The following is an 11,056-nucleotide window of genomic DNA, read 5'->3' as shown; positions in this document are numbered from 1 at the left end:
GATGAACAAGGCAATCTTTGCTGGTATGGTGATTACCTCGGTTGGGGCAAATTGCGTAACAGTCATAACCTGATGGCAGACGCACATCAACCGTTCAGACTACAAAACCAGTATGCCGATGAAGAAACCGGCTTACATTACAACTTCTTCCGCTACTACGACCCGCATATCGGGCGGTTTACGCAGTTGGATCCGATTGGGCTTGCTGGGGGGAGTAATTTATATACATTTGCTCCGAGCATTCAACAATGGACCGATGTCTATGGACTATCTGCCGCTAGTAAAATCCTACCAATCAATTGGGAAAATCCTTATACAAAATCAGTAGCCACAACTGATATTCTGGAAAGAGCTAAGGCTAATCCAAATAAAAAGACAGACTCTCTTGAAGTAGGTACTCCGATCACGGGTAGAACGAGTATTACTGCTGGATATGGAATTACCTCAGAGTTAAATGAATGTACATATGTAACAGTTTGCGACACTTTAGATAGTAAAGGAAAAACACCAAGTGCAAATATAGCTTATGCTCAATCTAATTCAGCAATGCAGAGTGGAGTAAGCGAAAGTGATTGTGGAGTAGTGACAACACCCGGTGTAATTAATATTTTTAAAGTTCCTGTATCTGGAACCATGGGAATGTGCCAAGGCACAGATGGTTCACATTCCCAATCTAAAGGTATTGCTTTCGGTTCTCAGTCAGGTGCAATGGAAGTTTCAAGATGTCGCACTTATTCACGTTGCCACTCAGCACTAAAATTGTAAGGAAAAATATGAAATACTTAATTTTATTGTTTTCTATATTATTTATTTCTAGTTGTGATAAAAATAATTCCGAGGGAATAGTTTGTTCTGAAAGTACACCAATTCAAGATCTCATTACTATAGAAAAATCAAATTTTACCTGTAAATATTATCTAGGTATTAAATATTATCAAGGTAAAGATATAGAAAAAAATGATTTGAAATCATTCCAGTTAATAAAAGAAGCTGCTGATAATAATATAGTTAAAGCTAAATTAGAACTTAGTAGAATGTATTTGAGAGGCATAGGTACTCAACAAAATTATCAATTAGCATTTGAGTGGATGGAGAGTGCGGCAAATGATGGGTTATCTGATGCAATGAATGAACTAGGGCTTTATTACACTCATGGAATAGGCGTTAAAAGAGATCTTAGTAAAACCCTATATTATTATCGACAGGCCGCTGAAAAAGGAAATATAACTTCAATGATGAATTTAGGAGCCGAACTTTTTTATAACGGCACCATAGAAAATCAAAATGAAGCAATACATTGGACTGAAAAAGCAGCTGAAATGAATGATAAAACTGCAATATTAAACCTATACTCTATGTATAAATTAATAGGTAATGAAAAAATGTCCATGAAGTGGTTAAACAAAGGTATAGAATTAAATTTCCCTTTGGCATTTTTTAATCTTGGATATGAATATTCAAAAGGGAATAGTCTTTTAAGAAAAGATGATAGTAAAGCCTTTGAAAATTACCTAAAAGCAGCTGAAATGGGAGTAAGTTTTGCTCAAAATAATTTAGCAAATTGGTATCTATCCGGTTATTACGTCCAAAAGGACGAAAAAGAAGCCATTAAGTGGTATTCAAAAGCAGCAGATAATAATCTACCTGAAGCAATGTATGCTTTATATCAGCTCTATTCCAAAGGCACAAAAGACATTCCACAAGATTTGGAAAAAGCCAACTATTGGTTAGAAAAAGCTAAACAAAATGGGTTTGTACCGCCACAGTAAATTATCATTAAAAGTGCGGTCAAATTCTTGAGTCCCTCCCAAAATTCGTGCTACAGTCGGAAGTATATTTCTGGGACCGGATACAATAATTGGCGATACTATTGGCGCATTTGTCGGTTCTTGGGTTGGTGAGTCCGCATTAGAATGGGCAGCTGAAAAAATTTGGCAAGGTGATAAATAATATGAAGAGATTTTTAAATTATGTTTTTTATTTTACTTGGAAACTTCACCGTACTATAGGTATTAATTTTATAGAAAAGCCTACAAAATACATCTTGAATTTCATACCATTTTTTAATAAAAACCTAAAAAAGAGAGAAAAATATTATAGAAACATAATGGATAATCCAGAATATGGTCTTGACATAGGATTTTCTTTTTATTGCATGCTAACTACCGGAACTATTCTCTCTTCTTGTCTTTTATTCTTTTTTGTCACCTTATTTGGAATTAGCATTAACAACAAACATAAACTTTATACTTTTACCATAGTAGCATTAGTTATTTCATATACTATAAATGAAATTCTTTTAGGATGGCATAAAAAAAACTATATAAAGCTCTTTAAAGAATTTGAAAAGAGCAATAAGAAATATAAAGGATATATTACTGCGCTATGTTATCACCTAGGAACAATAATTCTAGCTATATCAATAATTTTATTTATTCAACAATATTAAAATTTATATAAAATACAGAGAGAAAGGGTTATTCTGTAGCATCAATTGTAAAAAAATCAAGAATAGAACCTTGCCAAACTAAAAGATAGAAAATAAATGCTCAAACTCTAAAACCAATACAAATCATCCCCTACAGATTATAACAAACCTCCTCCATTCCTTAGATTTTAATGAGAGAATAACATGTTAAATATTATAATAATCATATCTATTTTAGTTATATATTTAGGTTGTTTAATATATATAAATCAAAAATCTCTAGATTTGATTTTAGCGATAAGAAAAATTCCTGAACTAGATAAAAAAGCTGGGCACCCGTCTAATGACTATTTTTTTCTAGACTTCTTAATAATGATGAAATATTCCTTTGCTATTTTCTTATGGAGAAACAAAGAAATGCCAAATGAATTAGATTTTGATCCTGAATTATATAAATTAGTTAGAGATTTATCTAATATTGCCATCGTCTTTGAATTAGCTATAATTTTTATTGTAATTATTACTCTAACTATCACAAATTGGTTATGATTATTTACATATAGAGGCTTTATGAAAAAAATATTATTTTTTATGTTTATATCTTTATACATTAATGCAGAAAATACATCATTAAATAATTGCCAGGATATTAATGAAGTCGTATTGACACAATAAATTATCATTAAAAGTGCGGTCAAATTCTTTGGCATTTTTCATGTAAAAACGCTTAAAAAATGACCACACTTTATATTGTTATATCTAAACCACATTATAGATACAAGCTATTAAAATAGGTAAAAATTATATGAAAAATCTAATACCAATTTACACAGCCAGAGATAAATTCCATATTTTTTATGATGTGGAGAATAGACAGTTTTGCAAAAAATATACCGGCATTAGCAAGGACATTAAACCTAATGTTATATTATCAATACTTATAGCAAACAGCGCTACTTATATTCTTGGAAAACATGTTGAACATAGATATTTCTCTTATATTACATTTATTTTAATGTCAATCATAGTTTTTAAAATAATCATATATAAGATGGAAAGAGAGATGAGCAATATAAACTCTATCTATATAGAAGAGATTGATTTCAAAGAGAAGTTTCTTGAGCCATCAAAAATATCTTCTCGCAAAACGAATCTAATATTATTTATTTTTTCTTTATTGTTTTTAATCTTTAGTTTTTCATTCTTTGAAAATGGAGAAAACCGTTTTCTATTTTTAATTTCAGCAACGCAAATAATTATTTCACTAATCCTTTACACAAAACCATATAAAAGATACTTAATCTTAAAAAATATTAGTGAAAAGTAGTTAGTAAAGTAGCTTTAAAATAATACATATTATATGCCTATATAAGAATTTAACCGCACTTTTTTAAGAGCATAACACTCAGCTAAAAGTGCGGTTAATTTTTTTAGATCTAAATTGGTTTACCTATCCAATTAACAATCCTGCTTGCCATAAGCCCCTTGGCGTAATATTGCGCGGACGGCGGCGTCAAATTCCGCTAAAACGTGATCGGCGTTTTTCGGATCCGTGCCGCGAGCGTCGAGGTAGAACTTAATTTTCGGTTCGGTGCCGGACGGACGGGCGATAAGACGGCTGCCATTTTCCAGCACGAAGACCAAAATGTCGCTTTGGCGGTCGGTTTTGGTGTGGTCGATGAATTGCGCCACGTTAAAACCGCCGATTTGGCTTGGCGGGTTGTTGCGAAGTGCGGTCATTAATTTACCTATTTCGGCAAGATCGCTCACGCGAATGGAAATTTGTCCGCTCACATACGCGCCGAACTCTTTGGTGAATTCCACCGCGTAATCCGCCAGCGTTTTGCCTTGTTTTTTCAGGTTACGCACTAAATCCAAGAACACGATGGCGGCGGAGATACCGTCTTTGTCGCGCACTTTGTCCGGGTCAACCAGATAGCCGAGGGCTTCTTCAAAGCCGAATAACAAGCCCTGCACTTTGCCGATATATTTGAAGCCGGTGAGGGTTTCTTGAGATTCAAAGCCATAGCGTTTGGCGATTTCCGCCAATGCCGGAGAAGAGACGAGAGAGCAAGCCAACACACCTTTTTTGCCTTGCGCTTGATATTGTTTTGCCAAATACCAACCCAGGAAGCAGCCGACCACGTTGCCGTGCAACGGTTTCCAGTTGCCTTCCGCATCAGGCACTGCCACCGCCAAGCGGTCTGCATCGGGGTCATTGGCGATAATGAACTCGGCGTTATTTTCTTTCGCGACGTTAATGGCTAAATCCAAGGCGCCTTTTTCTTCCGGGTTCGGGAAATTGACGGTCGGGAACGTGCTGTCCGGCCACACTTGTTCGGCGACGATATGCGGTTGCGGCAATCCGGCTTTTGCCAAGGTTTTGCTTAACACTTCATAACCGACGCCGTGCATGGCGGTGTAAACGTAGTTAATATCCGCCTGAGGCTCTTTGGTGAGGGAGGCGGTTTTGGCGATGTAGGCATCCACTACGGTGTCGTCTAACACCACATAATCTTGGCTACGCGGTAGGTCTGCGATATTGCCGGCGGCAACGTTATCAATGAGCGCAGCGATTTGTTTATCCGCCGGGGAGACGATTTGTCCGCCGCCGTTGGCTTTGCCTAAATACACTTTATAGCCGTTATCTTCAGGCGGGTTGTGGCTGGCGGTGACCATCACGCCGGCGGTGGTGTCGAAATATTGAATGGCGTAAGCCAGCACCGGCGTCGGTAATTTGCGTGGCAATAAATAGGCTTTGATGCCCGCGCCCGCCATGATTTCGGCGGTATCGCGCGCGAACACATCGGAATTTTTACGCCCGTCATAGCCAATCACGATGGACGGTTGTTGATCGTACTCTTTTAAGAATAATGCCAAACCGCCAGCGGCTTGCGCCACCAACACGCGGTTCATCCCCATAGAACCCGCTTGCAGACGGCCGCGTAAACCGGCGGTGCCGAATTGTAAACGTCCGTCAAAACGGGCAGCGAGCTCGTCTTCGGCTTTTTTGTCTCCGCCTCTCGCAGCGGCTAAAAGTGCGGTCAATTCTGCGTGCGTTTCTGCGTCCGGATCTTGGTTTAACCAATTTTGTGCAATATCAAAAAGTGCTGACATACTGTCTCCTTGTTCAACGTCAATGTAAAAATAAATGCCCCTAGCCTATCGAAAAACCGACCGAAATTAAACGATTATTTCCGATTAATGCGTGACATTTTGATCTATTTCACAGATTCGGATCAAGGCAATCAGTTGCTTTGATTTTGTAAAAAATTTATCACCTTGACATTTGGGGCAAAATCAATCGGACTGCGTGTTTCATGCATAAAGTGCGGTAAAAATTTTCGGCGTTTTTCCTTTCAAAAAAGGCGTTTTTTTGCTATAACTGACGCAGTTTTTTTAATTAATCTCAGGAGACTTATTATGGAATTAGTTTTTATTCGTCACGGCTTCAGTGAATGGAATGCAAAAAACTTATTTACCGGTTGGCGTGATGTCAATTTAACCGAACGCGGCGTTGAAGAAGCTAAAGCGGCAGGTAAAAAATTATTAGACGCCGGTTTTGAATTCGACATCGCTTTCACTTCCGTTCTCACCCGCGCCATCAAAACCTGTAACATCGTATTGGAAGAATCCCACCAATTATGGATCCCGCAAGTGAAAAACTGGCGTTTAAACGAACGTCACTACGGTGAACTACAAGGCTTAGACAAAAAAGCCACCGCCGAAAAATACGGCGACGAACAAGTTCACATCTGGCGCCGTTCTTACGACACCCTGCCACCGTTATTGGACCCGAAAGATCCGAACTCCGCGCACAATGACCGTCGCTACGCCCATTTACCGGACGATGTGATTCCGGACGGCGAAAACTTAAAAGTGACCCTAGAGCGTGTACTGCCGTTCTGGGACGACCAAATCGCCCCGGCACTGTTAAGCGGCAAACGCGTTTTAGTGGTCGCCCACGGTAACTCTTTACGCGCTTTAGCAAAACACATCGAAGGCATCTCCGACGCGGACATCATGGATTTAGAAATCCCGACCGGTCAGCCGTTGGTTTACAAATTGGATGATAACCTGAAAGTGGTTGAAAAATTCTATTTGTAATCCCGATACAAATTTGCCATAAAAAACAACCGCACTTTAGGTCATAAAGTGCGGTTTGTTTTTTTGGTGTTTTTTAAACCCGGTTTACGCGTTCAGGATATTCTGAATTTCCGCCATGCTGAGATGATATTCGTGCGGGCAGGTGCGCCAAACTTCAAGCATACGGGAGTATTTATCCCACATCGGGGTTTGCGAATCGCAGCCGTGCTCACAGCGCATGAACTCCTGATATTGCCCCTCCACGCCGGTGATAAAGCGCAAGTAGCTCAGGTATTTCTTCTCGCGGATGGCGCAATAGCCGACAAATTGTAAGCGGTGTTCGCTTAATTCGGATTTGTCGTCTAAGTTGTTGTAGGAAATTTGCAACGCTTTATACATTTCCAACGTGTCCAACACGGTTTGGCATTCGCGCTCGGAAATGTTGGTGAAATCATTGTCTAAGGCGCGTAATTCCAAAGCAAAACCGCCTCGCACGATGGTTTCCAAGCGTTGGTATTTGGCAACGTTGTCGGGGTCAAGCAACCCCATAAGTTTGTATTGGTTGGCTAAAATCAGACGTTGCGTGGTTGACATTTCCATGGTCTATCTCCTGTTAATCGATTTGGTTCAGTATATCGTCCGATAAAGCGGGATCGGCTTTTTTCTCTTTATTACCGTTAATGCGCTGTTCCAGATTTTGGAAATAGGCTTCGCGGAAGGTCACATACGGATCTTGCGCCTGATCCAATAAGGCCTCTTTATCCATGAGTTTGGCACGCGTATCAATGCCTTGCAGACCCGCTTTTAAAAAGCCCCAAGGTCCAAGCAGAGAAAGCATCGGGTAAGTGGTATCCACCAGATTGCCGATGTCCTGACGCGGTGTTGCCGGTCCGTACATCGGAAGCATGACATAAGGGCCGGTGCCGACGCCGTAGCTTCCGAGCGTGTCGCCGAAACGATTTTCGCCTTGCTTTTTCAGCGGGTCGCTATAACTTGCCACATCAATTAAACCGCCCAACCCAAAAATGGAATTGATCCAAAAACGGTTAAAATGAATCAACGCTTGTTTAAATTCGCCCTGCACCAAACGGTTGGCAAAACTTGCCGGCTCATCCAAGTTGTCCGCCACATTGATCACACCGGTACGTACCGGGCTCGGCACATATTCTTTCCAGCCTTTGGCAATCGGTTTGAGCACATAAGGATCGGCAATGTGATAGTTGAAATCCCACATTTTACGGTTAAAGCCTTCTAGGGCATCTTTACGCTCGCCGGTTTCCGGGTCGATGGTTGAGGAACAACCGGTCAGCACGACGGAACCCAGCACTAACGCCGCTAACAATTTCTGTGTTTTCATAATGACACTCTGCTGATTAAAAATGGCTTCATTGTAAACAACTTGCCTGCGAACTACAAAAATTTTTGAAAAAACAACCGCACTTTATGCCGCACCATTATTTTGTCGGCGCGCTTTGTGTCGGCGAAAAATACATCCGTTCAAACGGAATTTCATATTGCGATTGATTAAATCCCACGCCTTTTAATTCGTTGGCAAACACCGCTTTGGTGCGGGCGTAAGTCAACGGCAGATACACCGCCTGAACCGCAAGGGTTTTCCACAAATTCACATACAGCTTCTTGCGCAGCGTTTCATCGGGCGTAGTCAATAACTCACTGATAATTAAGTTCATTTCCGGTTTATTTTTGAGCCCTTTTTGTGCCTGAAAATCCGCATGGGCGGGGCTGCGGAAGGAGGAAATGTAAGATGCCGGCTCGTAAGGCTTGCCCCAAGAAAGGAAATATTGCAAATCAAAATCACCGGTTTTTTGCCGTTCCAAATACGCCGTTTTTTCTTCGCCTACAATGCGCAACTCGACTCCGACATTTTTCAAATCCGCTTGAATCAATTCGGCGATTTCTCTCTCCGCCGCATTGTTAACGTTATAAGAAAACAACAGCGACAGCGATTTATCCTCCTTTTCACGCACGGTTTTGCCTGCCGGCAGCTTCCAGCCCGCGAAATCCAAGAGTTGACGGGCCTTGACTATGTCAAAATCGTAGGTTTTCAGTTCAACATCACTGTAAGGCACATTTTTGGACATCAGCGTTTGCGCCACGCTTTCCGAATTGGCAAACACGATTTGCGCGATGCCTTGTTTGTTCACGGCGTGTTCCAACGCCTCACGCACAGGTAACTCGCCGGTAATTTCCCGTCCGCTGTTTAAGATGATGGCTCGGGTAGCGGTGGGTTCGCTCAACAAAGTGGAAAGGGTTTTGGAGGATTTCAGTTTATCGAAAGCATCCATGTTCACCATGTCGCCGTCGGAACCGAAAATTAATTGAATGTCGCCGTTCTCCAGTGCTGCCAACATGGTTTGGCGATCAGGCATAACGTGCCACACCACGGCGTTTAACCGCGGCTTTTTGCCCCAATAATGAGGATTGGCGACAAAACGGGCGTATTGATTTTGTTCATGTTTTGCCAACATCCAAGGGCCGGTACCGGCATAGTCTTTCACGCCCTCTTTGGTTTTACCATCGATGAAGGATTTCGGTGAAATAAAACGGAACGGACGGGTTAGGCTGAGTTCGGTAAGGGTTGGGTAATAGGCGTTTTTGAGCTTCAATTCGATGGTGTAATCGTCGATCACGCGTACGCTGTCGATTTGCTGCACCAATTCCAGCCAGGCATGACGGGTGTAATTATCCAGTACGGCATCAATATTCAGTTTTACCGCCTGCGCGTTAAACGGTTCACCGTCGCTGAATGTTACGTCTTTGCGTAATTTAAAAATATAGGTTTTGCCGTCCGGCGAGATGCTCCAGCTTTCTGCCAAATAGGGCTGCGAACCGAATTCCGTATTCAGCACCAAAGGCTCAAATACCATATTCTGCGCCGCCATTTCGCCGCCATACAAATGCGGATTAATATCCCGAATGTCTTTGGTGCTGGCATAATCCAATTCGTTATTGTGGATATTCGCCCAACCGAGCGAGGCGGTGAAAAGTGCGGTCAGAATTAAGGTTATTTTTTTCATGAAGCTCTCCGTCAATAAACAAAAGGCATGATACAACTATCATGCCTAAAATCAAAAGAGAAGATTAAAGAATAAAGCGACTTAAATCTTCGTTTTCGATAACATCGCCCAAGGCTTCGCCCACATACGCCGCATCGATACTGACGGTTTGCCCGTCCATTTCGCTGGCGTTGAAGGAAATTTTATCCATCAAGCGTTCCATCACCGTATGCAAACGGCGGGCACCGATATTTTCGGTTTTTTCGTTCACACGGAACGCCGCTTCGGCGATTTTCTTAATGGCGTCTTGGGTAAACTCGATATTCACGCCTTCCGTTGCCATCAAGGCTTTATATTGCTCGGTCAAAGAGGCGTTCGGCTCGGTCAAAATACGCTCGAAATCCCCGGCGGTGAGGGCGGAAAGCTCCACACGAATCGGCAAACGCCCTTGTAATTCCGGGATCAAATCGGACGGACGTGCCACTTGGAACGCACCGGAAGCGATAAACAGAATGTGATCGGTTTTCACCATGCCGTGCTTGGTGTTCACGGTTGAACCTTCCACCAACGGCAGCAAATCGCGTTGTACGCCTTCGCGGGACACATCGGCGCCGCCGTATTCGCCTTTCTTACAGATTTTGTCGATTTCGTCGATGAACACGATGCCATTTTGTTCCACCGCATCAATGGCTTTTTGTTTCAATTCTTCCGGGTTCACCAATTTCGCCGCCTCATCGTCAATTAAGGTTTTCAACGCGTCCTTAATTTTCATTTTGCGCTTTTTGGTTTGTCCGCTGGACAGATTCTGGAACATGGACTGCAACTGGCTTGTCATATCTTCCATGCCCGGAGGTGCCATAATCTCCACGCCCATCGGCACACCCGCAACATCAATTTCGATTTCGTTATCGTCTAATTGCCCTTCACGTAGTTTTTTGCGGAAAGATTGACGGGTGCTGTTATTGGCGTCGCGGTTTTCCACTTCACCCCATTGGTTTTTTGCCGGCGGTAACAACACGTCTAAAATCCGCTCTTCCGCCGCTTCTTCCGCTTTAACGCGATTTTTTTCGATTTCCGTTTGACGGACCAATTTCATGGCGCTGTCCGTTAAATCGCGGATGATGGAATCCACTTCTTTCCCCACATAACCCACTTCGGTGAATTTGGTAGCTTCCACTTTAATAAACGGCGCATTGGCTAACTTTGCCAAACGACGGGCGATTTCAGTTTTCCCCACACCGGTCGGACCGATCATTAAAATGTTTTTCGGGGTCACTTCATGGCGCATCGGCTCCTGCAACTGCATTCTGCGCCAGCGATTTCGTAAGGCAATGGCGACCGCACGTTTCGCTTCGCTTTGCCCGATAATGTGTTGATCTAATTCCGATACGATTTCTCTAGGTGTCATTTCAGACATAATTTATTCCTTTATGAGTCGATGTAATTTATTTTGTCTTACCATTATCATTTCGATTATTCTTGGCTCCCTCCGTTTACGGGGGGAGCTGCCGAAGGCTGAGGGGGG

11 protein-coding genes are annotated in these 11,056 nt (G+C 42.1%); 6 read left to right on the top strand and 5 right to left on the bottom strand.

All coding sequences use genetic code 11. From position 1 onward, the window contains the following. The 5 genes from DK430_RS13420 to DK430_RS11660 all read left to right on the top strand — a co-directional run. Window positions 1-765: RHS repeat-associated core domain-containing protein (locus DK430_RS13420; RefSeq protein WP_162616845.1), on the top strand; the 765-nt coding region annotated here is incomplete at its 5' end. Window positions 766-773: 8 nt separating this feature from the next. Continuing rightward, complete coding sequence (locus tag DK430_RS11675) at window positions 774-1,769, top strand: tetratricopeptide repeat protein (protein ID WP_162616844.1); 996 nt, start codon at window positions 774-776, stop codon at window positions 1,767-1,769. A 182-nt stretch (window positions 1,770-1,951) separates the two neighbouring features. Next, window positions 1,952-2,449: a hypothetical protein gene (locus DK430_RS11670; RefSeq protein WP_109079234.1), complete on the top strand. Its 498-nt coding sequence runs from the start codon at window positions 1,952-1,954 to the stop codon at window positions 2,447-2,449. A gap of 183 nt (window positions 2,450-2,632) precedes the next feature. Beyond that, a complete protein-coding gene (locus DK430_RS11665; RefSeq protein WP_109079233.1) occupies window positions 2,633-2,977 on the top strand; it encodes a hypothetical protein in 345 nt (114 codons plus the stop codon). A gap of 256 nt (window positions 2,978-3,233) precedes the next feature. Further along, window positions 3,234-3,755 carry a hypothetical protein gene (locus tag DK430_RS11660; protein ID WP_109079232.1) on the top strand — a complete coding sequence of 174 codons (522 nt, stop codon included), beginning with the start codon at window positions 3,234-3,236 and terminating at the stop codon, window positions 3,753-3,755. Window positions 3,756-3,886: 131 nt separating this feature from the next. On the opposite strand, the gene DK430_RS11655 is transcribed toward DK430_RS11660, so the two are convergent. Then, window positions 3,887-5,545: a phospho-sugar mutase gene (locus DK430_RS11655; RefSeq protein ID WP_109079231.1), complete on the bottom strand. Its 1,659-nt coding sequence runs from the start codon at window positions 5,543-5,545 to the stop codon at window positions 3,887-3,889. 306 nt (window positions 5,546-5,851) lie between these two features. Between DK430_RS11655 and DK430_RS11650 the strand changes: the two genes are divergently transcribed. Further along, the gene (locus tag DK430_RS11650) at window positions 5,852-6,535 is read left to right on the top strand and encodes a 2,3-diphosphoglycerate-dependent phosphoglycerate mutase (RefSeq protein WP_005702539.1); all 684 of its coding nucleotides are present in this window, start codon (window positions 5,852-5,854) and stop codon (window positions 6,533-6,535) included. A gap of 84 nt (window positions 6,536-6,619) precedes the next feature. Here DK430_RS11650 and DK430_RS11645 read toward each other — a convergent pair whose 3' ends face one another. The 4 genes from DK430_RS11645 to hslU all read right to left on the bottom strand — a co-directional run bounded on the left by DK430_RS11645 (window position 6,620) and on the right by hslU (window position 10,948). Further along, window positions 6,620-7,114 (bottom strand): YfbU family protein, encoded by a 495-nt coding sequence (locus DK430_RS11645; protein WP_109079230.1) that lies wholly within the window; start codon window positions 7,112-7,114, stop codon window positions 6,620-6,622. 13 nt (window positions 7,115-7,127) lie between these two features. After that, window positions 7,128-7,871, bottom strand: a complete 744-nt coding sequence (locus DK430_RS11640) for an MlaA family lipoprotein (RefSeq protein ID WP_109079229.1) — start codon at window positions 7,869-7,871, stop codon at window positions 7,128-7,130. Window positions 7,872-7,968: 97 nt separating this feature from the next. Then, window positions 7,969-9,552, bottom strand: coding sequence for a nickel ABC transporter substrate-binding protein (gene nikA, locus DK430_RS11635; protein ID WP_109079228.1), 1,584 nt, complete (start codon window positions 9,550-9,552; stop codon window positions 7,969-7,971). A gap of 64 nt (window positions 9,553-9,616) precedes the next feature. After that, window positions 9,617-10,948: an ATP-dependent protease ATPase subunit HslU gene (hslU, locus tag DK430_RS11630; RefSeq protein ID WP_109079227.1), complete on the bottom strand. Its 1,332-nt coding sequence runs from the start codon at window positions 10,946-10,948 to the stop codon at window positions 9,617-9,619. Between the last annotated feature and the right edge of the window lie 108 nt (window positions 10,949-11,056).

The sequence above is a fragment of the Aggregatibacter kilianii genome (assembly GCF_003129965.1).
GTDB classification, from domain to species: Bacteria; Pseudomonadota; Gammaproteobacteria; order Enterobacterales; family Pasteurellaceae; genus Aggregatibacter; species Aggregatibacter kilianii_A.
Note: the sequence above shows the minus strand (reverse complement) of the source record. Positions and strands in the feature narration are given on the sequence as shown.

Bases quoted from the DNA above. Each gene is read 5' to 3' on its own strand.
- DK430_RS11640 (WP_109079229.1), bottom strand. From the start codon at position 7,871: ATGAAAACACAGAAATTGTTAGCGGCGTTAGTGCTGGGTTCCGTCGTG.
- DK430_RS11665 (WP_109079233.1), top strand. From the start codon at position 2,633: ATGTTAAATATTATAATAATCATATCTATTTTAGTTATATATTTAGGT.
- DK430_RS11660 (WP_109079232.1), top strand. From the start codon at position 3,234: ATGAAAAATCTAATACCAATTTACACAGCCAGAGATAAATTCCATATT.
- DK430_RS11670 (WP_109079234.1), top strand. From the start codon at position 1,952: ATGAAGAGATTTTTAAATTATGTTTTTTATTTTACTTGGAAACTTCAC.
- DK430_RS11675 (WP_162616844.1), top strand. From the start codon at position 774: ATGAAATACTTAATTTTATTGTTTTCTATATTATTTATTTCTAGTTGT.
- DK430_RS11650 (WP_005702539.1), top strand. From the start codon at position 5,852: ATGGAATTAGTTTTTATTCGTCACGGCTTCAGTGAATGGAATGCAAAA.
- hslU (WP_109079227.1), bottom strand. From the start codon at position 10,948: ATGTCTGAAATGACACCTAGAGAAATCGTATCGGAATTAGATCAACAC.
- DK430_RS11655 (WP_109079231.1), bottom strand. From the start codon at position 5,545: ATGTCAGCACTTTTTGATATTGCACAAAATTGGTTAAACCAAGATCCG.
- nikA (WP_109079228.1), bottom strand. From the start codon at position 9,552: ATGAAAAAAATAACCTTAATTCTGACCGCACTTTTCACCGCCTCGCTC.
- DK430_RS11645 (WP_109079230.1), bottom strand. From the start codon at position 7,114: ATGGAAATGTCAACCACGCAACGTCTGATTTTAGCCAACCAATACAAA.